Genomic DNA, 22,463 nt, shown 5'->3' with positions numbered 1-22,463 from the left:
AAGTCTGTTCAATTTTTATTTTACTGTAGTATCTTTTTCTACAGGACCCACTGTTACTTTTTCCTGAATTTTAATAAAAGTCGGATCCATGATAGCCATCCGTTCTGCAATAGCCTTATAAGTCGGATATTTTAAAATGGAAGCTCTTCCTGACATTTCCCTGTAAAGCGTAAAACTCTTTCCGCCAGCTGTTTTCAGCTGTTTGGTAGTGGTGATATACCTTCCGATTAACTTGCTTTTGGCATCATAAATTTCAATATCTACGAATGTCTTATCAGAAATGGTGTCTTCAGAACCAAAACTTACCGGCAGATTGGTAAAATATCCCACAGGAACACCGTTGGACAGGATCTCGCCCACTTTATTGACTTCAATATTCAGTTTATCGATCTTGCTTCTTATGGTATAAGCATCTTTTGTCTTGGTGTCAAGCTTTCTTTTAGGAACATTTTTAAAGATATCATCCAGAATCTTAATATTAATTCCCTTATTATCAATAACTTTCAAGCCTTTTATAGAGGTGTAAACCGCAGATTTCTCTTCGCCCGAAAAAGCAGATGGTGAAATATAATCCATCTCTATCGTTTTATCCCGGTTGTAGACCCTGTTCAGTTTAATATAGCTGTCCCGTACGGAATCCACGATGCTTTTGTCTACAAATTCTATAGTATACATCGGCGTTTCATTCAGATCCATAAAGGTATAGATACTGGATTTGTTTGAAATTTTAGCGACATGAATACCATCAAGACTTACGATACCTCTTTTGGTTTTGAAGTTCTGGGCATTGAATAAAACTCCCAGAATGGTAAAGAATATGATTGTACTTTTCTTCATAAAATCAGACTTTTACACAGCATAAAAAAAGTGTAACCAAAGTTACACTTTCTTGAAAATATATTTAGCTTTTCATTTAATTATTCACAAAGGATGATTCCTTTATTATGATTAAATTCTACAACACCGCTTTTGATAGGATAAGAAAAAACAGAGTCTTTCTCATTTTCTTTAGTAAGGTTTTTAGCATAAGCTTCTCCTACTGAATTCGTAAAAAGCTTTACCTTACCTCCGATCAAAGAAGAAACGATTCCTGCGTGGTTTTTCATGATGTGGAATTCACCATTTTTCCCAGGCAACAATACAGAGTCTACTTCTCCTTCAAAAACTACGTATTCTGGTGTTAAAATTTTTATATTCATTTTAATTTAGATTTGAAGATTTCAGACTTCAGATTTCAGACATTAAAGTCTCATGTCTATAATCTGATATCTTATGTCTAATTTAATTACGCGTTTTCAGCTAACATTTTTTGTCCTGCCTCAATAGCTTCTTCGATAGTTCCTTTCAGGTTGAAAGCAGCTTCCGGTAAGTGATCTAATTCACCATCCATGATCATGTTGAATCCTTTGATGGTATCTTTGATATCTACCAATGATCCCGGAATACCTGTAAACTGTTCTGCTACGTGGAAAGGCTGAGATAAGAATCTCTGAACTTTTCTAGCACGGTAAACTACTGATTTATCTTCTTCAGAAAGTTCTTCCATACCAAGAATTGCGATGATATCCTGAAGCGCTTTGTATCTCTGAAGAATTTCTTTTACTCTCTGAGCACAATCGTAATGTTCGTTTCCTAAAATTTCAGGATTTAGAATTCTGGAAGTAGAAGAAAGTGGATCTACTGCTGGATAAATACCCAATGAAGCAATTTTTCTGTCTAGTACCGTAGTCGCATCCAAGTGAGCAAACGTAGTTGCAGGAGCCGGGTCAGTTAAGTCATCCGCAGGTACGTAAACCGCCTGTACTGAAGTAATTGAACCGTTTTTAGTGGAAGTAATTCTTTCCTGCATCGCACCCATTTCAGAAGCAAGTGTTGGTTGGTAACCTACCGCAGATGGCATACGACCAAGAAGTGCAGATACCTCAGAACCAGCCTGTGTAAAACGGAAGATGTTGTCTACGAAGAAAAGTACGTCTCTACCTTGTCCGCTTTCACCACCGTCTCTGTAGTACTCAGCTAATGTAAGACCAGAAAGTGCTACTCTAGCTCTTGCTCCTGGCGGCTCGTTCATCTGTCCGAAAACGAATGCAGCTTTAGATTCTTTCATAGCCTCTAGGTCTACTTTTGAAAGATCCCAACCTCCGTTTTCCATAGAGTGCATGAAATCATCACCGTATTTAATAATACCTGATTCAAGCATCTCTCTCAAAAGGTCATTTCCTTCTCTCGTTCTTTCACCTACTCCGGCGAAAACTGAAAGACCTCCGTGTCCTTTTGCAATATTGTTAATCAACTCCTGGATCAATACCGTTTTACCTACACCGGCACCACCGAACAAACCAATTTTACCCCCTTTTGCGTAAGGCTCAACTAAGTCGATTACTTTAATCCCTGTAAATAAAACTTCCGCAGAAGTTGAAAGTTGATCAAATTTTGGAGCTGGTCTGTGAATTGGAAGACCACCTTCCTTGGAAATATTTTGAAGTCCGTCGATAGCATCACCAACTACGTTGAAAAGTCTTCCGTTTACAGCCTCTCCGATAGGCATTGTAATAGGATCTCCATACCCGATTACTTCCTGACCTCTTTTAAGACCGTCTGTAGCGTCCATTGCGATACATCTTACTGTATCTTCTCCAATATGCTGCTCTACTTCTAAGATTACTTTTTCACCGTTTTCTTTTGTAATTTCTAACGCGTCATAGATTGCTGGAACTGCTTCCACATCTGTGAAGACAACGTCGATTACCGGACCAATAATTTGAGAAATTTTACCTTTAATTTGGTTTGCCATTGCTAAATTTTTTCTTGGTGCAAATATAATGATTCTTAATAAACCCACAATTGGTAAAAAAAAGATTTTTATCATACTTTTTATTAATTTACCAATGTACCAGTTTACCCATATAACAATGATGATGATTAAAAATATTGGTAAACTGTTAAATTGGTACATTGGTACATTATCTTTATATTTGCAGTCAAAATTTTTCCGTTTTGAAAGTTTTCAAGAATTTTAAAGATTATCACTCTCAAAAGCCTTTAGCATTATCTCTAGGAATGTTTGACGGCGTACACCTCGGGCACAAAAGTATCATTGATGAACTGATAAAAGTGGGTACAGAGAATAATCTGGAAACTGCAATCCTTACTTTCTGGCCGCATCCGCGTTTTGTTTTCAATCCGAATGAAGATCTCAAACTTCTTAATACCGTGGATGAAAAGAAGGATCTGATGGAAAAATACAGCATCGATCATCTGTTCCTGAAAGAATTTGATGATGAATTCAGAAACCTTACCGGAGAAGAATTTGTGCGCCAGATTCTTATTGATAAACTGAATGTGAAATACCTTATAATAGGCTATGATCATTCTTTCGGAAAAAATAAAAGCGGAAATTTCGAACTTCTTCAAAAGCTATCCAAAGAGCTGGATTTTGATGTGGAACAGATGGAAGCCATTAATATCCATGAGAACAACATCAGCTCAACTAAAGTCCGCAACGCTCTGTTAGCCGGAAATATCAAAGAAGCCAATGAAATGCTTGGGTACTCCTACTCTGTTTCCGGAACGGTGGTTCACGGGAAAAAGATAGGCAGAACCATTGGCTATCCTACCGCTAATATCGAGACAGAATCTATTAAACTTCTTCCTAAAAAAGGAGCATACATCGTAGAAACTGAGGTAAAAGGCCAGCAGTACAAAGGGATGCTGAGCATTGGCACCAATCCTACCGTAAACGGAGAAAAATTAACCGTAGAAGTCTATATCCTTGATTTTGAAGGTGATATTTATGATGAAAAAATCACCGTAAGGTTCAGAGATTTCCTTCATGACGAAATTAAGTTTGAAGGTCTTGAAAAACTGATTGAACGATTGGATGAAGATAAAAGACTAACCGGGAATTTTAATTTTTAAACTAATTACTTAATTCCAACGGATTTTCATATTTCCTGTTTTCTTCTCTTTCTTTTTCCCTTTGCCTTAACATTTCCTGCCCTTTTATGATGGTGGTACCATAGCTTGAAAGTACGGCCGAGGCATTGGCTTGAACATCTCTTATTGCTTGTTTTAATTTCGGTTGTGTTGTTTCTATAGCTTTAGTATATCTGCTTTCCTTGATGGTAATTAATCTACCTTTTAATTTAGAATTGGATTCAGATTTTACCAGTTCGAAATCATAATCTCCTTTGTCATCCGTTATTTTAACAATTAATCCAGGTAATCCACTGAATTTGTAAGGACCATAAGGAAACGGAATTTCAGGGGAATACCATGCAATCCAGTTTCTTCCTTTAAAGGTAACTTCTGCTTTCTTACAATTGATTGTGTTAATAATTTTTGTTTCATCCACAAGTTTCCAGTTCTTTATGACCGGCTCTTTATAGGTGAGTATAGACATACCTACTAATTGAAAATACTGTACACTTTCATATGATTGTATTATTGTGTATGGAAATTTTGTATTGGGTATAGAAACTCCACTTTTAAGACTAAGCGTTATACTTCCATCAGGATTATTTGTTGTTACTCTAGATTTTTCTATCATAGAATCTCTTTTAAGAGATTTAGAACTCACAAAAAATACATGTTTATCACTTACTAATAATGAAAAAGGCTCCTCATGTATATAATCAGGTGCTTGAGTATTTAGCTTTGCCTTTAGCAAGTAAGTAAAGTTTCCTTGGAGAGAATCTTTGCTATTTGATTGAGGAAAAAATAAACCACTAAAAAATAATAAGAACAATAGAAATAGCCATCTAATAGAATACATAGAATATTTTAATTATAAATTGCACTTATAATACAAGTCATTACATTATAAGTGCATTAATTTTAATAGTTACTTGACTAGCAATTACAGTAATTAGCTTCAATCTTATCACGCCATTCATTTGCCTGCTGCGGAGTCCAATCCTGAGTGGTTGTTGCCGTAAAACCACAACAAGTTTCTGCAATCCATGTTTGTCCTCCCTTTACTGTCTTAAGATCATTTCTAGATAATTTTTTTAAATTTTTCATTGTAATAAATTTTAAATTAATTTGTGTTTCAACTTTCTGCGCATTGGGTTTCAACGGTTCAAAGAAAAATATATAGAAACACTAAACAAACTTTATTTATCACATTTGTTTGAAAAATTTATTATGTTAAATTATTATATCACTGAACTTTAGAATAATTTAAATCAGCTTAATAAGCATTTGATCATATTTTAAATTTTATAGTTTAAAATATTAATCTAAAATTGCGAAATATGCTTTTTGAAAAAAATAATTTTTAAAACGACTTCATTTACTGAAATTCCAGCATAGAATTTTTTCCTACTAACAAAATAAATTTAGAAATTTTAAAAAGTATATTATAATGGAAAGAATGTTGTTCCACGAATTTTTAATTCTAAGAATTTACAATCTCCTCCCTCGCCTTTTTCGTTAATGAATTAAAAACCAATTCATAAGACTGATCTATTAATTTAAAAACCAGATCTCTCTTCAAACCATCTGTTAATACCGAATTCCAGTGGGTTTTATTCATATGGAATGCTCCGGTGATCTGCGGATGCTGCTCACGGAGTTCTGCACTCCACTCAGGATCTGTTTTCACATTAATGCTTAAAGGCTGCTTTTCCAAAGGCATTAATAAAAACATTTTGGTTCCCACTTTCATCACAAGGGTTTCATTATCAAAAGGAAAAGTTTCTGTAACTCCTTTTTTGGCCAGACAGTAATCTAGAATTTCGTTAGCATCCATAATTTATGAGTAATGAATAAATTGGTAATGAGTAATATTTTATAAATGATAAATGATCATTGATATTAACTTCAAATTTAGTAAATTTAAGAAAGAAATTACTATCCATCCCAATCCCAATTATTATGAAAGCTTTAGTTATAGGCGCCACAGGTGCTACAGGAAAAGATCTGGTAAAACAGCTGCTTAACGACAAAGAGTTTGAGGAAGTCGATATTTTCGTCAGAAAGCCTGTTGATATTCAGGATGATAAACTGAAAGTTCATATCGTCAATTTCGAAAAACCGGAAGAATGGAAAGATATGGTGAAGGGAGACGTTGCTTTTTCATGTCTGGGAACAACGCTTAAAGCCGCCGGAGGAAAGGAAGCCCAGAGAAAAGTTGACTACGATTATCAATATGAATTTGCCAAAGCAGCCAAAGAAAATGATGTTGAAGATTATATTCTCGTGTCGGCTTACGGAGCCAATCCTACGTCTAAAATCTTTTATTCCAAAATGAAAGGCGAACTGGAAGAAGCAGTGAAAAAGCTCCATTTTACCAAGATCACCATTTTCAAACCGGGAATGCTTGAAAGAAAAGATTCTGAAAGAACCGGGGAAGTTTTGGGCAGCAGAATTATAAAATTCGCCAACAAATTAGGACTGTTGGAAAGCCAAAAGCCTTTGCCCACAGATGTTTTAGCCAAAGCAATGATCAATTCCTCCAAAATAAAAAGCAACGGTTATTCCAGTATTAAACTCGGGAATATTTTCTGTTTTGCGGATAAGAGGTTTGAGAGTTAGGGGTTGCGGGTTGCGGGTTGCGGGTTGCGGGTTGCGGGTTGCGGGTTGCGGGTTGCGGGTTGCGGGTTAGCAAAAATAATTAAAACCTAAAAAATGATAACTTTTATTTTTAAAAAACCACAATTTAAGTTAAAATAAATATATAAATTCATTAAATAAGCTATTTTATTACGAAATAAGTATATTTTATTTTTATACTGTATATTTGTTTGAACTTAAAATCAAAATGATGAAAAATTTATTTTTAGCTGCCGGTGCCGTTCTGGTACTTAGTCTGGTGTCCTGTAAAAAAGACAATACCGTATTAGAAAAAGAATTAGCTGCCACCCATGCAAAGCTGGAAGCTGATCATAATCTACTGGAAGATTCTCATGCGAAGATGGAAAAACAACATGAAGAATTTAATAAGACACATAGCGCATTAAAGGAACCTGAAACAAGTGAACATAATAAAATAGAAGCTGCCCATCAGGCTATTTTGAAAAAATCATGCGGCACTTATCGCCAGTCATTCAGAGATCATTGCAAAACATGACGCCCTTGAACAGAAACATAAAGAAGGGAATACGGATTTAGGCCAAATACAAGCTGATCACGATAAAATGATAAAAGAAGATGAGGCCATATTAGCTGAGCATAAGAAGCTTGAAAATGAGCATAACCAGATTCTAAAGCAGGATGAGGAGATTAAAAAGGAAGATAAACTGAAGTAAGCTAATCTATTAACGGGATACTTATAAACGCTTCGACTCCGCTCAGCGTGACATTTCTAATACTATGAATGTATTGTATGAAACTGTCACGCTGAGCGGAGTCGAAGCGTTTATATTTTATCTTATTTAAAGTATTTTGTGATCGCTTCGTCCGTAGGTTTTGTTGTACTAACAAAAGTATCGATCAGCTTTCCGTTTTCATCAAGTAAAAACTTTGTAAAGTTCCAAAGGATACTGGTATTTTTAACTCCGTTTAGCTCTTTTTCAGTTAAATATTTAAAAATAGGGGCTGTATCATCTCCTTTTACAGAAACTTTAGCCGCTAAAGGAAACGTCACACCATAATTTTTCTGACAGAATGCTCCAATTTCAACATTGGTTCCAGGCTCCTGTCCTCCGAAATTATTGGCCGGAAAACCTACAATGACCAGCTTGTCTTTGTATTCTTCATACACTTTTTCAAGGTCTGCATACTGCGGGGTAAATCCGCACTCAGATGCTGTATTCACAATAAGAATCTTTTTTCCTTTGAAATCTGCAAAGTTGATCTCACTACCGTCAAGGCTTTCAACTTTGAAATCATATATTGTTTTTCCCATAAGTTCTTTGGTTTTAGCTTGTGAAACCTCGCTTTTCTGATTGATACAGCTCTGTAAAAATGCTACAAAAGAAAGCAGCAATAAGAAAATATTTTTCATTTTTATTAATTTAGATGGTCAGTCTGCTTATTATTTTTCATTAAATGTAAAACAAAATGCCCGGTTAAAAATGTATTGAATTAAAATTTAAAAATATTAGACGGAAATACTTTATTGATATCTATTTTGTTCAGAATCATCACATAATCACCGTCTTTCTTGGTGCTGGAAGATTCTATTCTGAAAGACATCACAAGATTTCCTACTTTTTTATAATCTGAGTACAACAATGTTTCATCCTTTTTAACCTCTTTTAAAAGCATATAGGATTTCACATCAAAATAATAAAGGTTCTTGTTTACATTTTTCGTAAGTTCTACTTTATGGCAGTAGATCTCTCCTACTTTCTCTTTTCCAAGATATTTGGCTTCAAAACCTTTATTTTCCCAGTCGATGAAGTCGTTATCAAAGCTTTCAGAAACATATTCAGGGTAAACCTGAAGTTTATTGGTAGCATAATTCATGGCATAGCCTTTATTTCCGTCAAAACCTTCAATAGCCGTTTCTTTTCCGCCGATGCTGATCACCGTTTTGGTAAGATTGGGACGCTGCTGGTAAATTTTTATAGGGTATTCATCTTTGATTCCTAAGATTACTTTTCCCTGCAGCAATACTGAATTTAAGAGTTTCCAGTTCGTTAATCCTCCGGACAGTTCAATATTTTTATCTATAATTTCCTTTGCAGTCTGAGAATACACTGAAGTAGTCAACATTAAAAGGACTAAGTATATTATTTTTTTCATTTATTTCTTTTAAAATAATGGTCTAAAGAAGGTTTAAAAATAAATTTGGGTTCATTCTGTTTCTTTTTGGGCACCAGATTTCCATTTACGTAAGTGAAAACGGATCCCAGATCTTCTTTAAAATCTAATGGCTTTGCAAGATATACTATTTTATTTTCAAATTTATAATCAATAGGATCTTCTATGCTTTTTTGTTCCTGAGAAGGTATTTCCAGGTATGAAGGATACATTTTATTGTTTTTAAATTCCAGCATCAGAAATGTATAGATATCAAAAGCGCCGCTCGTTGTTGCCCTGCAGCTATGGTTCACCTGAGCATAGAATTTTTTATTATTCAAATCCTGACATTTCAGATTTGAACAACAAAACAAAACTATTAAAATTAAAATCCTCATAGCTATCCTGTATATTCATTCAAATATAAGAGGAATTGAGGGAAAAGCAAAGAGAAAATAGCAAAGAAAGCCGAGAAGGCTAATAAGCTGATTTGTAAATTCGCTTTCTCAGCTTTCTTTGCCACTAAAGCAGCTTCCTCGCTTTCTCCAGATCTTCCGGTGTATCAATCCCGACACCGATGAAATTGGTTTCTATTAATTTGATCTTCATTCCGTATTCAAGATAACGGATACACTCGATCTTTTCTGATATTTCCAGAGGTTTCATTTCCAGTTTGGAGAATTGAAGCAGCGCATGTTTTCTGAAGGCATAGACTCCAATGTGCTTGTAATACTCTACCTGATAAGAAATTTCCCTGTGAAAAGGGATCACGGAACGGCTGAAATAAAGGGCAAAACCATTGTTATCCGTTATAACCTTTACGTTATTCGGGTTTTCAATTTCTTCTTTCTCAGTTAGTTTTATTTTTAATGAAGCCAGTGAAATCTCCTGGTTATCATCTTCTTTAAATACGTTGATGAGCTGTTTTAAAGGCTCCAGTTTAAGGAAAGGTTCATCGCCCTGAACATTGATCACAATATCACAGTCGATGTTCTGTACCGCCTCGGCAATACGGTCGCTGCCGGTTTCATGCTGCCCGGTCATCACGGCTTTTCCTCCGTTTTTTACAATTTCATCAAAAATAATTTCTGAATCTGTTGCCACAAAAACTTCATCGAACAATTCTGTCTCTACAACATTTTTATACGTTGTTGTAATAACGGTTTTTTCTCCCAGCATCTGCATCAGCTTTGCCGGAAAACGGCTTGCTTCGTAACGTGCAGGAATGACAGCTATGATTTTCATTGTAAAAAAGTTATAAGTTATGAATGATGAGTTATGAGTTTATATAATTGGCTAAAAAAATAATTCCGTAGATCCATGAAATATACAGAAATGAGTAAAAAATTCCAAAACCAAGGCTTTTTAACAGATTTCCCTTACATTTTCCTGAATTTTTGAAGACCAGACGTAAAGCTCTGAAAAAAATCCAGTACAGCATGGCTATCAGAAATAAAACGGCTGCCCAAAATAAAAACCCTAAAAAATATAAAAGAACCACCAAAACAACGGTAAGCACAAACCACAAAACAACTGACAGTATAGCTGCTGCTATGCTATCACCAACTGCAGGAGGATCAAAATCGAAACTACCTACTGCCGGAGCATGTTCAGCATATTTATCCAGCCTTTCTTTATTGAACACATTCCCTACATTTTCTTTTAATTTCAGACCATAATATAATCCCAAGCTGATAAACAGAAAAAAGGCACCTGCCAAAATGGAAGTAGATAAGATAGAATTCAGAAATAAAGACCTGTGAGACCCTTGCCCTGAAAGCCAGACACTCAGAATCACCAAAACAATAATTCCTAAGGTTGAAAAGCTCAACAATTTGGTTTCCAGAAATAGCCGTTTAGGAAATTTCATTAATGTAGCCCTTGATTTAATTATATTTTATTTTCAAAAAACGCTTCGACTCTGCTCAGCGTGACCCTGCTAATACTACCTATTGATTATAAGGTGTCATGCCAAGAGAAGACGAAGCATCTGTTTTTATTTTTAATGTAACAATGTATCAATCTAACAGTTTACCAATATTGTAAATACGGGAATTGTTACATTGATACATTGCTATACTGTTACATTAGAATACTATTTAAGATTATTCAACGCGTTTTCCAGTTTCGGAAGCATCACTTTGATCTCATCCACCGCTAAACCTCCTACGGAAGCACGGAACCAAGGTTCAGATTTTGCTTCACCGAAAGCAGAGAAAGGAACTAAAGCCACTCCTGCATCATTAATTAAATAGAAAACCAGATCAGAAGAATCTTTAATCACAGATCCGTCCGGTTTTGTTTTTCCGATATAGTCCAGTTTAATGGTAAGATATAAAGCTCCCATCGGTTCGATACTTTCAACCGCTAAACCTTTTCCTTTCAGATCCTGGATTCCTCCGTGAAGAACTTTTAAGCTTTCTTCCAGTTTTCCTTTGAAATCTTCTACGAAAACATTTACATTTTCCGGATTTTCAAAGAATTTTGCAGTTGCTTCCTGTTCAGGTTTTGGGGCCCATGCTCCAACGTGCGTCAGAAGAGCTTTCATTTTATCCAAAATATGAGAAGGACCGAATCCCCATCCTACACGTACTCCCGTAGCAGCAAGGCATTTAGAGATTCCATCGATATAGATGGTATATTCTTTCAATTCAGGGAAAAGAGAAACCGGATCTACATGTTCTGCCCCGAAAGTAAGGTTAGAATAGATCTGATCATACATCAGGTATAAAGGTTTTTCGTCTACGCCTCTTTTTTTGTTTTCTTCAAGAACCATTTCGCAGATTTCTGAAAGCTGTTCTTTCGTAAACATAGTTCCCGTAGGATTCAGCGGTGAACACAATGCAAGCAGAACCGCACCACCCAAATGTGGTCTAAGGTCATCTGCCGTTGGAAGGAAATTGGTTTCAGCTGTTGTTTTCACTTCTACTGCATCCGCAGAAGTCAGGTAAGCGTAATGGTTGTTGTTCCATGACGGTGTTGGATATATCACTTTGTCACCTTCGTCAACGATAGTTTTATAAACCGCATAGATCAAAGGTCTTGATCCGGCAGTAATTAAAATATCATTGGGTGAATAATCCAGATTCCATCTGTTTTTCAGGTCTTTGGAAACTTCTTTTCTTAAAGATAAAAGTCCGTTGGCTGGCGGATAATTCGTCAGATTATTCTGATATGCCTTCTGAATCTCTTCCTTCAGCAGTGCCGGAATAGGATATAGATTAGAATTCAGGTCACCAATAGTAAGATTGGCTATCTCCGCTCCCTTTGCTTTTAAATCATTTACTTCATTACCAATTTTTACGATTTCGGAACCAATCAGGTTCGCCGCTAATTTTGAAACTTTCACTTTATTTTTATTTAAATTTACTAATATTATCTTCTCAAATCAATCCTGTCTTCTATCTGATCCACAGGTACATGTGCGTCAAAAGCTGCGATCAGTTCTTTTGCTTTTTTTGCTGTGCGAGAATTCGGATATTTTTTTATGATCCTGCTGTATTCTTCTTTGTTTTCATCCAGCAATCTCCCTTCTGCTCTGTCATAGGTCGGAGAACTGTCCATTCCAAGAATATAATCTAACAAATAATTATTATACTCTATTTTCGCTCTCTTTATCAACGGACTTTTGGGATATTTATTTATAAAATTCTCCCATGCAATCAATCTGTCCCCTAATTCTTCCCAGCTAATCATCAGACCGCCATTGATAGCATAATTCTCTTTACGATCATTGGCCAACTGCAGAATATAGCTTTCATAATCAGGAGTCACTTTATTCTTAAATACAGCATAATCATATCCGTACACTGAATGAATTTCTGTAAGCCCTTCTCCCATGACCCTAAATTCAAGGCCTGCTTTACTCAGTTCTCCGGCAATCTTTTTTACGCTGTCCGGCAGATTATAAGTATCCGGTTCACGGGTATGATAATCAGTATACTGCTCTAATATATCCTGATGCAAACCATTCAGACAGTCTGTATACTTTGTTCTTATTTTGACATAATCTTCGTATAACCTGTCGTTCTGTTCCGGACTGTTTACTGCAATTTCCTTATCAGTTTTAGCTTTATACCATTGAAGAGCAGCAATATAATCCTCCGTTTTGTTAGCTGTTGAACAGGCTGTATCAATAGGCTTAAACAGATCTTCTTTCACTTCTGTTTTAGCAATTGAATCATTCACAGTTTTTGTTTCCGGTGCTTTCTGTACCTCTTTCCTGCAGGAAAAAACAAGTACAGAGAGCATACAGACGGCTAAAATCTTTTTTATCATCTTCTGCAGATCTGGAATTAATCTAATTTCAAATCTTTTCTTACGTCCTCGATTTTAGCCTCTAATGATTTCAGTTTATCTTTAAAATCTGCTTCAGATGTAATGGAATCTTTTACAGAAATATAAAATTTAATTTTAGGTTCGGTTCCTGAAGGTCGTACACAAACTTTGGTTCCGTCCTGGGTGTAATAAATTAATACATTCGATTTTGGAATGTCATTCATTACTTTTGTTTCATTTTTTGAAACGCTGAAATTGGTCTGTTCCTTAAAATCCTTCACTTCTTCTACCAATGATCCGGCCAGTTCTTTCGGTGGATTCTCGCGGAAATTTTTCATCATATTCTGAATTTCTTCAGCCCCTTCTTTTCCTTTTCTGACAATATTCACCAGTCCTTCGTAATACATTCCCAGATCTTCATAGATCTCAATCATGTACTGATACATTGTTCTTCCGTTGGCTTTGCACCACGCAGCAATTTCACATGCCACAAGGATACTTCCACAAGAATCTTTATCGCGGACAAAATCTCCGGTCATAAAACCGAAACTTTCTTCACCGCCACAAACAAATTTCTCTTTTCCTTCTGCTTCACGGATCATTTTTCCGATCCATTTGAACCCTGTCAGTCCAACTTTACAGTCAACACCGAACTTTTGGGCAATATCAAAGAATATATCAGAAGTTACAATCGTAGAACCAATGAATTCCTTTCCGGTGATTCTCTCCTGCTTTCTCCACTCGTTCAGAATGTAATAGGTAAGAATCGTATTCGTCTGGTTTCCATTCAGAAGCTGCATTTCGCCATCCAGGTTTCTTACGGCAATTCCCAGTCTGTCACCGTCCGGATCTGTACCGATCACGATGTCAGCATTGGTAATTCTTGCCAAATCCATAGCCATTTCAAGGGCTGCCGGCTCTTCCGGGTTTGGAGATTCTACTGTGGTAAAATTACCGCTAGGGATCATCTGTTCTTTCACCAGATCCACTTTTTTGAACCCTGCTTTCTCCAATGCTTTTGGAATTGTAGTATACGTTGTCCCGTGGATAGACGTGAAAACAATATTTAAATTCTCTTTTCCAACATTCTGGTAGGTAGAATTTTCAAGACAGGCATCGATGTACACGTCATCCTGCTCTTCTCCGATCCATTCGATCAGGTCGTCGTTTCCGTTAAATTTAATTTCGTCAAATTTCACAGAATATACTTCATTGATAATGGCTTCATCATGGGGCGGAACAATCTGCGCGCCGTCATTCCAATATACTTTATAACCATTATATTCAGGCGGATTGTGAGATGCGGTCAAAACAATTCCTCCATTGCATTTTTTGTCTCTTACGGTAAATGACAATTCCGGAGTCGGTCTGTGATCTTTGAAAAGCAACACTTTAATGCCGTTGGCGGTTAAAACATCAGCCACCAGTTTTCCGAATTCTTTTGAATTATGGCGTACATCATAAGCAATAGCCACTTTAATTTCCCCACCTTTAAACTGCTGAAGCATATAATTGGCCAGTCCCTGTGTAGCCTGTCCCAAAGTATATTTGTTCAAGCGGTTGGTTCCAACTCCCATGATACCACGCATTCCTCCTGTTCCGAATTCAAGTTCCCTGTAGAACGAATCTTCCAGATCCGGAGAATTGCTGTCGATCAAAGCCTGTACGGCATTTCTTGTATCTGTATCGAAGGTATCACTTAACCAAAGTTTCGCTTTTTCTAATGTTGTCATATTTGTATTTAAGTTTGGAAGCGGGAAGATTGAAATCCTGGTTTCAATTTCAATTTTCATGCTTTTGTTTTTACTATTCTATTTTTTGTCTGGAAGATGGAAGCCTGAAGATGGGAGACCTTCTTGTCACAGCTTTAACTTTCTACTTCTCATCTACCTTTTTTATTTTATGTTTTACTATAAAATTTTTATAATTATTTTTTCTTTAACCTTACTCAGTCTTGTAACTGATTTCTGAATGCTATAATCTGATTCATTAAACTATAACTTTCATTATACATTGTCTTAAATTCTTCTTCTGAAATATAATTCCTGTTTTTTGCCTTATACAAACAAGTTACAGTTTCAGCTAACGACCGGATGGAATATCCTAAAAATTTTTTAAATTCTAATTTGGACTGCAAAATACTCCCTTCTGAAATATTAAGTCCTACAGAATCTGATGCCCTTCTTATCTGGGAAGTAAGATTAAAAGCTTCATCTTTCGGAAAACTTTGAGACAATTTAAAAATAATCTCCCCGAAATCCATAGATTTTTGCCAGATAATCAATTTCTCAAATTTGAAACTCATCCATTTCTTTTTTGCCTATGATAACTTCCCTCCTCCAGCCTCCATCTTCCTTTCTATTATTCTAACTTCTTATTCTCCACACGAGCCTGCTTATCAATTTTAAAAGCACGGATCGGGTTGTTATAATAAATAAATTTTGCGGTGTTCTGAATATTTCCTTTTAAAGAATCTTTCACGTTCACTTCTGCATAATTCCCGTTTTTAGAATCAATATTCAGGTTTTCTATTTTCCAGTAAGGAGCGATCAGACTGGCTGTATCAGAGATCTTTATCACAGCATTCCGGGTAAGTCCCAAAAAGTTGGCCCGGCTTCTGTTCTGCATCTCCACTTCTGCTCTTCTCGTGTTTACTGAACCCATAAAAGTAGCATAATTTTTTAAATTAAGCCTAAAATTATCGGTCTTAATTTCGCTTGAAATATTCATTTCTGCAGAATCAGAGATACTTATCTTTTCAGGATTATATTTTGAATAAATGGTGATATTGTAAAAATCTACTCCTTTTGTTTCCCTGGATTCGGTAATAAACAATCCATCATCTTTCACTTCAATATCTAAATTTTCATATACATTGGGATACGTTTCCACGTTCACCATATTTTTTTCTCCTCTGGCATAAAAGACGCGGAACTTTCCTTTAAGAAAAATATTTTTAAAATTTTCAACCGGAACTTCTTTATTTTCTATATTGCCTTTCGGGGACACTTTTCCACAGGAAACTACCGCCAGAAGCAGACATGCATATACTATCTTTCTCATAATCAATTTAAAATATTTTATATAAAACAATAAAAACCAGCATCAACTCTATCATCAGCAAGAGATAAAACACTGCAGTTCTCCAGATCAGACCCAATGCCTGATAAAGATTTTTAAAAGCATTAAAATAGGTAAAACCGGGAAACAAGATAAGGCTAAAAACCAGAATTTTGTCCAGTACACTCATGATTTTTATCAAAGGATCATACAGCTGCAGAATACTGACCAGATCATCTATCAGCAGGATCACTAAAATTCCGCAAAGCCCCACTGTTGCAATAATCACGTGTTCTGCAAAGTTGAGATTTCCTTTTCTGAAAAGCATCCATGTATTGAAAGCCATAACCGGGATTAATGCCAATAAACTGGCTTTAGAATATCTGGAAAAAAAATCCATTATTTTTGAACTTTCCTTATTGAGGTCCATCGAGGACAAATCCATGTAAAAATGCAGTGCCAGTACATTAAAACCAAACAGGATCAGCAATAAAGAAAACAGATTATAGTATCTCACTCTTTTTCCTGCAATATAATTCATGGCCATTTTGCCGGGACCTGATATAATGTGTTTTATTGTACTGAAAAACCTCGCTTCAATATGCCAGATTGAACCTAAAATATCACTGGTGATCAAAGAATTAGGAGTTATTCTGGCTGTACTGGATTTCTGTCCGCAATGAGGGCAAAACTCATCGGAGATCTTATACCCGCAGTTCAGACAGCTTTTTTGAATCATTGTAAAGATCAGTATTTACTGTATTACTGTGCAAATATAATTAAAAAAGACTTCCAGAGAGGATGTACGGCTCTGTTTTCTGCTGTTTTTTCTATATTTTTTTCTTTAAAATATGCTGTAATAATTTTTGGTTGTTTTTGTTGGGAAAACGCAAAGACGCAAGTTTTTTATCAGAGATAAAATTGATGGTGTGATACTTTGAGGAAAGCTTAAGAAATCTGTACAAGCGGATTAATCTGAAGGAGTTTTAAAAATATTTCAGATATAAAACCATAAAAAAACATCCCAAAAAGCAGAACTCTTTGGGATGTTTGTATGTTGATTGTGAATTAAAATGTTAAATCACTTCATCAATATTATAATTCTTATGCTCACGATTGGTTCTGATAATCATTTCACCCAGGAATCCGGCTATAAAGAGCAACGTTCCCATAATCATCATCGTCAGCGCAATATAAAACCATGGATTATTGGTGATCAGATGCCCGTAAATTCCTCTGGCCACATCAATCAGCTTTGAAGCACCCAGCCAAAGAGCAGAAAGGAAACCTACGATAAACATTACCGTCCCTACCGCACCAAAGAAATGCATGGGTCTTCCGCCAAAACGACTTACAAACCAAAGCGTTACAAGATCCAGAAAACCTCTGATAAATCTCTCGGTTCCGAATTTTGAAGTTCCGTAAGGTCTCGCCTGATGCTGTACTTCTTTTTCCGTAATTCTCCTGAAGCCGGCATTGGCAGCCAAAACAGGAATATAACGGTGCATATCTCCATATACATCGATGGATTTTACCACCTGTTTTTTATAGGCTTTCAAACCACAATTGAAATCGTGAAGATAAACTCCCGATACTTTTCTTGCCGCTGCGTTGAATAGTTTTGACGGAACATTTTTCGTCATTACATTATCAAAACGTTTCTTTTTCCAGCCCGAAACAATATCGTAGTTATCTTCAATAACCATTTTATAAAGTTCAGGAATTTCTTCCGGAAAGTCCTGCAAATCGGCATCCATGGTGATAACCACTTCCCCGTTGGCTCTTTCGAAAGCGGCATGAAGTGCCTGAGATTTCCCGTAATTCCGGGAAAATTTAATTCCGTGGATCTGAGGATGCTGAACCCTCATATTTTCGATGATGCTCCACGACAGATCTGTACTTCCGTCATCTACAAACCAGATTTCATAGGATAAACCGCTGGTATTGCAGACATTATCAATCCTTGAAAAAAGTTCTTCCAGAGAAGCTTCTTCGTTTAATAACGGAATAACTATAGATAAATTCATTTAATTTTAATAAAAATTATTCTTGATTTTCTGTTTCCTGGTATACTGTTCTCGTTCTGAAAAACGCTCCAAAAAACACTGACAAAACTACGTAAAATATAAGAATTGCCGCAAAATATCCTGAAAAATGACTTGCGGTAAGCATATCTTTTCCTTTAATGGCTTCCGGAGAAAAGCTTGGCAGCCTTTCCTGGTATTTTTTATCCAGTTCATCAATATCTTTCTGATGCTTCATGATCTTTCTTGCCGAATGATATTCAGTGTCCAATTCTCTTTTCTGCCTCTGCACGTATTGGTAGTTGAGCAGTTTTTTAGCATCCGGATCTGCAAAATTCAGGAATGCATAAATGGTGAAAATAGAAAGTATTCCTCCGATAAACATCGGAACGAACGCTCTTGAGAACGCATCTTTGAAAGTCACCACCCTGTTTTTGTTCCAGAAAGATTTTACAGACCAGAAAGCGGCTCCCGCATACAAAATCGGAAGCACAAAAGCATTGATTTTCAGAGAGATATCAAAATAGCTGATTCCTGATAAAAAGTAATAGGCTACAAAAAAAATGATCATTGTAGCGATAAAAAGTATAATTCCTAGTGTTGATGGACTTTTCGTCATGTTTAAGTTTTTAAAAAAAGTTGAAAAATTATTGCTCTAAATTTCAGCTGTTTAGCACTATCACGGCATTTTTTCAACTAATTTTCTTTAATAATATTTTGAAGTTTATAAATTATTCCTACCTTTGCAACGGCAAGTCCTACACAACCAGCTCCTGAGAATCCTCCAGGGTGGGAACACAGCAAAGGTAATTGGTCGTAGCGGTGTGATGTAGGTAGCTTGCCATTTTTTTTTGATTTAAATTGAAGTAAGGTAATTGGAAAATTATCTTTTTTTGTTTCTATACTCTTCAACATTTCCATTCTGATTTTCAAATTACCTTTAATTTTTACTTAAAATTCAAATGCTTCGCCCAATTTAGGAAGAACAAGCTCTACATTTTTATCTGCAAAATGTTTCAATGCACTTTCATGATTGATCTCAATCGCAGGAAAAGTATCGAAGTGACAGCCGATCACTTTTGGAGTTTTCAGCAATTCTGCTGCTGCAAAAGCTGCTTTTCTCGGGCACATCGTGTAGTGGCTGCCGATAGGAAGGATAGAAAGATCGATATTCCCAAAAAGCCTTGGAAACAGCTCCATATCTGCCATTACTCCGGTATCTCCTGCCAGATAGATATTCTTACCTTCAGGAAGTCTGAAAATATACCCTACAGGAACGCCTCCATAGCTCCCGTCCGGGAACGAACTCGTATGATGAGCCGGTACCATGGAAATTTTAAGATCGTCGATTTTTGCCGATCCTCCTAAGTTCACATCATCTTTATTCTTTGCTGATTTGAAATAAGCACAGATCTCCGGAACTGCAATCACGGTTGCTTCTGGATGATGCTGCAATACTTCTGCCACATCAGCGATATGATCACCGTGGGCATGGGTCAGCAGGATATAATCGATTTTCTGAGCCGCAATATCAAAGCCGGATTCCGTTTTTTTGTAATTGTAAAAAGGATCACTTAAAATGTTTTTGTCTTTGTACGTAAACAAAAAACAGTTTTGTCCTAAAAATTGTATTTTCATTTTTAATTGATTTTTAATTAAGAACATGAAATGGTTGAGTTGAACAGAATATCATACAACAGAAAACCTGCAAATATGATAATCACAATCTGAAGAATGAATAAAGGTTTCTGAGGTTTAATTTTTCCTATCAGCAACTAGAAACCAAGTATTCCATTGCTGAAAACTATTAAAGCTGCTAAAAACGGAAGAAAATAGATCTCAAAAACAGACATACCCTCCTTTAATTCTCTGATCAGGTCATAAAGAAGAACCAAAGCAAAGAATACAGATAAACAAGAGATAAGCCTGTATGCTATATTCCTCATTGATTCATTATTTCTGTGGAAATTTATCCTCAATCAGCCTCAGGTTAATTCCATGCTCAAGATAAGCCTTACACCCGTCTAAAACCGTTGTAAAGCCGCCTGTATTATCATTAATCAGTTTGAGAAGATCTTCCCCGGTTTCCGTAAAGCCATAGCTTTTAATCACGACAAGCGTTCCCTTCTCCATTTCTTTAAATTCATAATCCACCTGTACGGCAGGATCTCCCCATTCTGTTTTTATCAGCTGGTTTGGAATGATTGTGTGCACCTGAACATCAGATTTCACGCCGTACATTTCCCATTCCCAGGTTACCTTTTTTCCTTCTTCCAGTTTTCCTGTAGATTTTGTAAACCAGAAATTGGTGGTTACTTCCGGGTTGATGAATGCCTGAAACACATCTTCAACCGGTTTTCTGATAAGCATTTGAGCTTCAACATAAATATTTGAACTCATAAACAGTAATTTATTTAGTTAAAAAAATTAAGTCCAATTGCTGTAAGAACCGCCATTGTAAAGGTTAGGATACCTACCTGTTTCAAGAAAGGATCCAGTTCTTTGGGTTCTTTTACAGACATGATTTTCCTTCTGAGCTTAGCCATCGGAATCAGCAGGATCATGACGATAAAAACGTAATAGTTCTGAGCCTGTATGAAACCATTGATTCCTAAAAATATAAGAATCAGGACCAAAGGAAGCTGCAGCAGGATCATTTCGTAGATCATTGCATTTCTGAAGCCGATTCTCAAGGCAAAGCTGTTTTTACCGGACAGCCTGTCGCTTTCAATATCTCTCATATTGTTAAGATTTAAAACCGCCATACTCATCATTCCCACAGCAGTTCCCGGCAGCAGCATATCCCAGCTGAATGTTTTGGTAAACAGAAAATAACTTCCGCATACTGAAACCAGCCCGAAAAATACAAATACGAAAAGATCTCCCAATCCCATATATCCGTAAGGTTTTTTCCCTACCGTATACCCTATTGCCGCCAGAATACATGCAACACCTAAACCGATGAATGTGTAGAATTCCTGCATAAAGTCAGGGAAAAATGACACATACAAAAGCGCAACTGTCGCCACAAATGACAATACCGAGAAAAGAACAACCGCATTTTTCATCTGCTTTGCCGTAATCCTTCCTGAAGCTACGGCTCTTGCCTCTGCTTCATTGATTCTTTTGGCATCGGTTCCTTTTACACCATCTCCATAATCATTGGCATAGTTTGATAAAATCTGATACAGAAGGGTCACCAGAAGAGCCAGAGCAAAAATTCTCCAGTCCCAGGTTCCGCCTTCCCTGTAAAGTCTCCATTTCGCAATGAAAGCACCCATAATAATTCCGCTTAGTGACAGCGGCAATGTTCTAAGCCTTGCGGCTTTTATCCAATCTGACATAAATATTTAGATGTTAGATATTAGAAGCTAGAAATTAGATCAAAAAACTGTGTAAGTCTAATATCTAATTTCTAACCTCTAACTTCTTATTTAGGAAATCCATTGATTTTCTCCGAAGTCCGGTTTTCTTTTTTCAAGGAATGCATTTCTTCCTTCCTGAGCCTCTTCTGTCATGTAGGCAAGACGTGTAGCTTCTCCTGCAAATACCTGCTGCCCCACCATTCCGTCGTCGGTAAGGTTCATGGCAAATTTCAGCATTCTGATCGATAAAGGAGATTTAGCTAAAATTTCCTGTGCCCACTCGTAAGCCGTATCTTCTAATTCTGCATGAGGGATCACGGCATTCACCATTCCCATATCCAAAGCTTCCTGAGCAGAATAATTTCTTCCTAAAAAGAATATTTCACGGGCTTTTTTCTGGCCTACCATTTTGGCAAGATAAGCAGATCCATAACCCCCGTCAAAACTAGTAACATCGGCATCGGTCTGTTTGAAAATAGCGTGTTCTTTACTTGCTAACGTAAGGTCGCACACCACATGAAGTGAATGTCCGCCACCTACAGCCCATCCCGGAACAACCGCGATCACTACCTTTGGCATGAAACGGATGAGACGCTGTACTTCAAGAATATTCAGACGATGTCTTCCATCTTCACCCACATACCCCTGATGTCCTCTCGCCTTCTGGTCTCCTCCACTACAGAACGCCCAGCCTCCGTCTTTAGGACTTGGTCCTTCTCCGGAAAGCAGTACAACCCCTATTGAAGAATCTTCAGAGGCATCATAAAAAGCATCATACAGTTCGGAAGTAGTTTTCGGACGAAAAGCATTTCGAAGCTCTGGTCTGTTGAAAGCAATTCTCGCTACCCCATTACATTTTTTATAGGTAATATCTTCGTATTCTTTGACGGTTTTCCACTCGATCATTTTGTAAAAATTTTCCTCAAAGATACGGAATTACGCAGAATTTTTAAGGCGAAATTTAAGGATAATGACAACAAAAAATACAGACTTATTTTGGCTGAAAAAAACAAAAAACCGGAACATTTCTGCTCCGGTTTTTATATAT

The 22,463-nt window shown here is 36.5% G+C and carries 27 protein-coding genes and 1 other RNA gene; 4 read left to right on the top strand and 24 right to left on the bottom strand.

Going from position 1 to position 22,463, the window contains the following annotated elements:
- Window positions 1–15: 15 nt before the first annotated feature.
- The 3 genes from JET18_RS08785 to atpD form a co-directional block, all read right to left on the bottom strand.
- The gene (locus JET18_RS08785) at window positions 16–837 is read right to left on the bottom strand and encodes a hypothetical protein (protein ID WP_202090231.1); all 822 of its coding nucleotides are present in this window, start codon (window positions 835–837) and stop codon (window positions 16–18) included.
- Window positions 838–917: 80 nt separating this feature from the next.
- Window positions 918–1,199 (bottom strand): FoF1 ATP synthase subunit delta/epsilon, encoded by a 282-nt coding sequence (locus tag JET18_RS08780; RefSeq protein ID WP_202090230.1) that lies wholly within the window; start codon window positions 1,197–1,199, stop codon window positions 918–920.
- Window positions 1,200–1,285: 86 nt separating this feature from the next.
- A complete protein-coding gene (atpD, locus tag JET18_RS08775; protein ID WP_202090229.1) occupies window positions 1,286–2,794 on the bottom strand; it encodes a F0F1 ATP synthase subunit beta in 1,509 nt (502 codons plus the stop codon).
- Window positions 2,795–2,997: 203 nt separating this feature from the next.
- Between atpD and JET18_RS08770 the strand changes: the two genes are divergently transcribed.
- Window positions 2,998–3,918 (top strand): bifunctional riboflavin kinase/FAD synthetase, encoded by a 921-nt coding sequence (locus JET18_RS08770; RefSeq protein WP_202090228.1) that lies wholly within the window; start codon window positions 2,998–3,000, stop codon window positions 3,916–3,918.
- A gap of 1 nt (window position 3,919) precedes the next feature.
- Here the strand turns inward: JET18_RS08770 and JET18_RS08765 are convergent, their stop codons facing one another.
- From JET18_RS08765 to JET18_RS08755, 3 genes are all read right to left on the bottom strand, one after another.
- Window positions 3,920–4,774: a GLPGLI family protein gene (locus tag JET18_RS08765; protein ID WP_202090227.1), complete on the bottom strand. Its 855-nt coding sequence runs from the start codon at window positions 4,772–4,774 to the stop codon at window positions 3,920–3,922.
- 77 nt (window positions 4,775–4,851) lie between these two features.
- The gene (locus JET18_RS08760) at window positions 4,852–5,022 is read right to left on the bottom strand and encodes a bacteriocin-like protein (RefSeq protein WP_202090226.1); all 171 of its coding nucleotides are present in this window, start codon (window positions 5,020–5,022) and stop codon (window positions 4,852–4,854) included.
- Between the two features lie 376 nt (window positions 5,023–5,398).
- Window positions 5,399–5,752, bottom strand: coding sequence for an MmcQ/YjbR family DNA-binding protein (locus JET18_RS08755; RefSeq protein ID WP_202090225.1), 354 nt, complete (start codon window positions 5,750–5,752; stop codon window positions 5,399–5,401).
- Between the two features lie 125 nt (window positions 5,753–5,877).
- Between JET18_RS08755 and JET18_RS08750 the strand changes: the two genes are divergently transcribed.
- A complete protein-coding gene (locus JET18_RS08750; RefSeq protein WP_202090224.1) occupies window positions 5,878–6,537 on the top strand; it encodes an NAD(P)H-binding protein in 660 nt (219 codons plus the stop codon).
- Between the two features lie 226 nt (window positions 6,538–6,763).
- Window positions 6,764–7,072 (top strand): hypothetical protein, encoded by a 309-nt coding sequence (locus JET18_RS08745; RefSeq protein WP_202090223.1) that lies wholly within the window; start codon window positions 6,764–6,766, stop codon window positions 7,070–7,072.
- Window positions 7,073–7,372: 300 nt separating this feature from the next.
- Here JET18_RS08745 and JET18_RS08740 read toward each other — a convergent pair whose 3' ends face one another.
- The 13 genes from JET18_RS08740 to JET18_RS08680 all read right to left on the bottom strand — a co-directional run bounded on the left by JET18_RS08740 (window position 7,373) and on the right by JET18_RS08680 (window position 18,669).
- On the bottom strand, window positions 7,373–7,948 hold the full coding sequence (locus tag JET18_RS08740) for a glutathione peroxidase (protein WP_202090222.1): 576 nt from the start codon (window positions 7,946–7,948) through the stop codon (window positions 7,373–7,375).
- An 80-nt stretch (window positions 7,949–8,028) separates the two neighbouring features.
- Complete coding sequence (locus JET18_RS08735; protein WP_202090221.1) at window positions 8,029–8,691, bottom strand: histidine kinase; 663 nt, start codon at window positions 8,689–8,691, stop codon at window positions 8,029–8,031.
- Entirely contained in the window at window positions 8,688–9,029 is a 342-nt protein-coding gene (locus JET18_RS08730) for a hypothetical protein (protein WP_202090220.1), read from the bottom strand. Before JET18_RS08730 ends, JET18_RS08735 begins: the two co-directional genes overlap by 4 nt.
- Window positions 9,030–9,210: 181 nt before the next feature.
- The gene (gene kdsB / locus JET18_RS08725) at window positions 9,211–9,933 is read right to left on the bottom strand and encodes a 3-deoxy-manno-octulosonate cytidylyltransferase (protein WP_202090219.1); all 723 of its coding nucleotides are present in this window, start codon (window positions 9,931–9,933) and stop codon (window positions 9,211–9,213) included.
- Between the two features lie 31 nt (window positions 9,934–9,964).
- Window positions 9,965–10,558 carry a hypothetical protein gene (locus JET18_RS08720; RefSeq protein WP_202090218.1) on the bottom strand — a complete coding sequence of 198 codons (594 nt, stop codon included), beginning with the start codon at window positions 10,556–10,558 and terminating at the stop codon, window positions 9,965–9,967.
- A gap of 225 nt (window positions 10,559–10,783) precedes the next feature.
- Window positions 10,784–12,037: a pyridoxal phosphate-dependent aminotransferase gene (locus JET18_RS08715; RefSeq protein ID WP_202090217.1), complete on the bottom strand. Its 1,254-nt coding sequence runs from the start codon at window positions 12,035–12,037 to the stop codon at window positions 10,784–10,786.
- A 26-nt stretch (window positions 12,038–12,063) separates the two neighbouring features.
- Window positions 12,064–12,966, bottom strand: coding sequence for a tetratricopeptide repeat protein (locus JET18_RS08710; RefSeq protein ID WP_202090216.1), 903 nt, complete (start codon window positions 12,964–12,966; stop codon window positions 12,064–12,066).
- A 17-nt stretch (window positions 12,967–12,983) separates the two neighbouring features.
- The gene (locus JET18_RS08705) at window positions 12,984–14,699 is read right to left on the bottom strand and encodes a phospho-sugar mutase (protein WP_202090751.1); all 1,716 of its coding nucleotides are present in this window, start codon (window positions 14,697–14,699) and stop codon (window positions 12,984–12,986) included.
- Window positions 14,700–14,914: 215 nt separating this feature from the next.
- Window positions 14,915–15,271: a four helix bundle protein gene (locus JET18_RS08700; protein ID WP_202090215.1), complete on the bottom strand. Its 357-nt coding sequence runs from the start codon at window positions 15,269–15,271 to the stop codon at window positions 14,915–14,917.
- A 56-nt stretch (window positions 15,272–15,327) separates the two neighbouring features.
- A complete protein-coding gene (locus tag JET18_RS08695; protein ID WP_202090214.1) occupies window positions 15,328–16,029 on the bottom strand; it encodes a GIN domain-containing protein in 702 nt (233 codons plus the stop codon).
- Window positions 16,030–16,036: 7 nt separating this feature from the next.
- Window positions 16,037–16,765: a DUF3667 domain-containing protein gene (locus tag JET18_RS08690; protein WP_202090213.1), complete on the bottom strand. Its 729-nt coding sequence runs from the start codon at window positions 16,763–16,765 to the stop codon at window positions 16,037–16,039.
- A 337-nt stretch (window positions 16,766–17,102) separates the two neighbouring features.
- Entirely contained in the window at window positions 17,103–18,053 is a 951-nt protein-coding gene (locus JET18_RS08685; RefSeq protein ID WP_202090212.1) for a glycosyltransferase family 2 protein, read from the bottom strand.
- 16 nt (window positions 18,054–18,069) lie between these two features.
- Window positions 18,070–18,669 (bottom strand): DUF4199 domain-containing protein, encoded by a 600-nt coding sequence (locus JET18_RS08680; protein ID WP_202090211.1) that lies wholly within the window; start codon window positions 18,667–18,669, stop codon window positions 18,070–18,072.
- Between the two features lie 130 nt (window positions 18,670–18,799).
- Here JET18_RS08680 and ffs point away from each other — a divergent pair.
- Window positions 18,800–18,897, top strand: an RNA gene (ffs, locus tag JET18_RS08675) — signal recognition particle sRNA small type.
- Between the two features lie 104 nt (window positions 18,898–19,001).
- Here ffs and JET18_RS08670 read toward each other — a convergent pair.
- From JET18_RS08670 to JET18_RS08650, 5 genes are all read right to left on the bottom strand, one after another.
- Window positions 19,002–19,688 carry a metal-dependent hydrolase gene (locus JET18_RS08670; protein WP_202090210.1) on the bottom strand — a complete coding sequence of 229 codons (687 nt, stop codon included), beginning with the start codon at window positions 19,686–19,688 and terminating at the stop codon, window positions 19,002–19,004.
- A gap of 137 nt (window positions 19,689–19,825) precedes the next feature.
- Window positions 19,826–19,996: a hypothetical protein gene (locus JET18_RS08665; RefSeq protein ID WP_202090209.1), complete on the bottom strand. Its 171-nt coding sequence runs from the start codon at window positions 19,994–19,996 to the stop codon at window positions 19,826–19,828.
- Window positions 19,997–20,003: 7 nt separating this feature from the next.
- Window positions 20,004–20,450 carry an SRPBCC family protein gene (locus JET18_RS08660; protein ID WP_202090208.1) on the bottom strand — a complete coding sequence of 149 codons (447 nt, stop codon included), beginning with the start codon at window positions 20,448–20,450 and terminating at the stop codon, window positions 20,004–20,006.
- A 14-nt stretch (window positions 20,451–20,464) separates the two neighbouring features.
- A complete protein-coding gene (gene menA, locus JET18_RS08655) occupies window positions 20,465–21,394 on the bottom strand; it encodes a 1,4-dihydroxy-2-naphthoate octaprenyltransferase (protein ID WP_202090207.1) in 930 nt (309 codons plus the stop codon).
- A 90-nt stretch (window positions 21,395–21,484) separates the two neighbouring features.
- Window positions 21,485–22,345 carry a 1,4-dihydroxy-2-naphthoyl-CoA synthase gene (locus JET18_RS08650; RefSeq protein WP_317193253.1) on the bottom strand — a complete coding sequence of 287 codons (861 nt, stop codon included), beginning with the start codon at window positions 22,343–22,345 and terminating at the stop codon, window positions 21,485–21,487.
- Window positions 22,346–22,463 lie beyond the last annotated feature (118 nt).

Source organism: Chryseobacterium endalhagicum, assembly GCF_016745235.1.
Lineage (GTDB): Bacteria > Bacteroidota > Bacteroidia > Flavobacteriales > Weeksellaceae > Chryseobacterium > Chryseobacterium endalhagicum.
Note: the sequence above shows the minus strand (reverse complement) of the source record. Positions and strands in the feature narration are given on the sequence as shown.

Excerpts from the sequence above, each read along its gene's own strand:
- JET18_RS08695 (WP_202090214.1), bottom strand. The coding sequence starts at position 16,029 with ATGAGAAAGATAGTATATGCATGTCTGCTTCTGGCGGTAGTTTCCTGT.
- JET18_RS08760 (WP_202090226.1), bottom strand. The coding sequence starts at position 5,022 with ATGAAAAATTTAAAAAAATTATCTAGAAATGATCTTAAGACAGTAAAG.
- JET18_RS08785 (WP_202090231.1), bottom strand. The coding sequence starts at position 837 with ATGAAGAAAAGTACAATCATATTCTTTACCATTCTGGGAGTTTTATTC.
- JET18_RS08685 (WP_202090212.1), bottom strand. The coding sequence starts at position 18,053 with ATGAATTTATCTATAGTTATTCCGTTATTAAACGAAGAAGCTTCTCTG.
- JET18_RS08765 (WP_202090227.1), bottom strand. The coding sequence starts at position 4,774 with ATGTATTCTATTAGATGGCTATTTCTATTGTTCTTATTATTTTTTAGT.
- JET18_RS08680 (WP_202090211.1), bottom strand. The coding sequence starts at position 18,669 with ATGACGAAAAGTCCATCAACACTAGGAATTATACTTTTTATCGCTACA.
- kdsB (WP_202090219.1), bottom strand. The coding sequence starts at position 9,933 with ATGAAAATCATAGCTGTCATTCCTGCACGTTACGAAGCAAGCCGTTTT.
- menA (WP_202090207.1), bottom strand. The coding sequence starts at position 21,394 with ATGTCAGATTGGATAAAAGCCGCAAGGCTTAGAACATTGCCGCTGTCA.
- JET18_RS08690 (WP_202090213.1), bottom strand. The coding sequence starts at position 16,765 with ATGATTCAAAAAAGCTGTCTGAACTGCGGGTATAAGATCTCCGATGAG.
- JET18_RS08750 (WP_202090224.1), top strand. The coding sequence starts at position 5,878 with ATGAAAGCTTTAGTTATAGGCGCCACAGGTGCTACAGGAAAAGATCTG.
- JET18_RS08710 (WP_202090216.1), bottom strand. The coding sequence starts at position 12,966 with ATGATAAAAAAGATTTTAGCCGTCTGTATGCTCTCTGTACTTGTTTTT.
- JET18_RS08740 (WP_202090222.1), bottom strand. The coding sequence starts at position 7,948 with ATGAAAAATATTTTCTTATTGCTGCTTTCTTTTGTAGCATTTTTACAG.
- JET18_RS08670 (WP_202090210.1), bottom strand. The coding sequence starts at position 19,688 with ATGAAAATACAATTTTTAGGACAAAACTGTTTTTTGTTTACGTACAAA.
- JET18_RS08735 (WP_202090221.1), bottom strand. The coding sequence starts at position 8,691 with ATGAAAAAAATAATATACTTAGTCCTTTTAATGTTGACTACTTCAGTG.
- atpD (WP_202090229.1), bottom strand. The coding sequence starts at position 2,794 with ATGGCAAACCAAATTAAAGGTAAAATTTCTCAAATTATTGGTCCGGTA.
- JET18_RS08755 (WP_202090225.1), bottom strand. The coding sequence starts at position 5,752 with ATGGATGCTAACGAAATTCTAGATTACTGTCTGGCCAAAAAAGGAGTT.
- JET18_RS08700 (WP_202090215.1), bottom strand. The coding sequence starts at position 15,271 with ATGAGTTTCAAATTTGAGAAATTGATTATCTGGCAAAAATCTATGGAT.
- JET18_RS08745 (WP_202090223.1), top strand. The coding sequence starts at position 6,764 with ATGATGAAAAATTTATTTTTAGCTGCCGGTGCCGTTCTGGTACTTAGT.
- JET18_RS08780 (WP_202090230.1), bottom strand. The coding sequence starts at position 1,199 with ATGAATATAAAAATTTTAACACCAGAATACGTAGTTTTTGAAGGAGAA.
- JET18_RS08665 (WP_202090209.1), bottom strand. The coding sequence starts at position 19,996 with ATGAGGAATATAGCATACAGGCTTATCTCTTGTTTATCTGTATTCTTT.
- JET18_RS08660 (WP_202090208.1), bottom strand. The coding sequence starts at position 20,450 with ATGAGTTCAAATATTTATGTTGAAGCTCAAATGCTTATCAGAAAACCG.
- JET18_RS08705 (WP_202090751.1), bottom strand. The coding sequence starts at position 14,699 with ATGACAACATTAGAAAAAGCGAAACTTTGGTTAAGTGATACCTTCGAT.
- JET18_RS08720 (WP_202090218.1), bottom strand. The coding sequence starts at position 10,558 with ATGAAATTTCCTAAACGGCTATTTCTGGAAACCAAATTGTTGAGCTTT.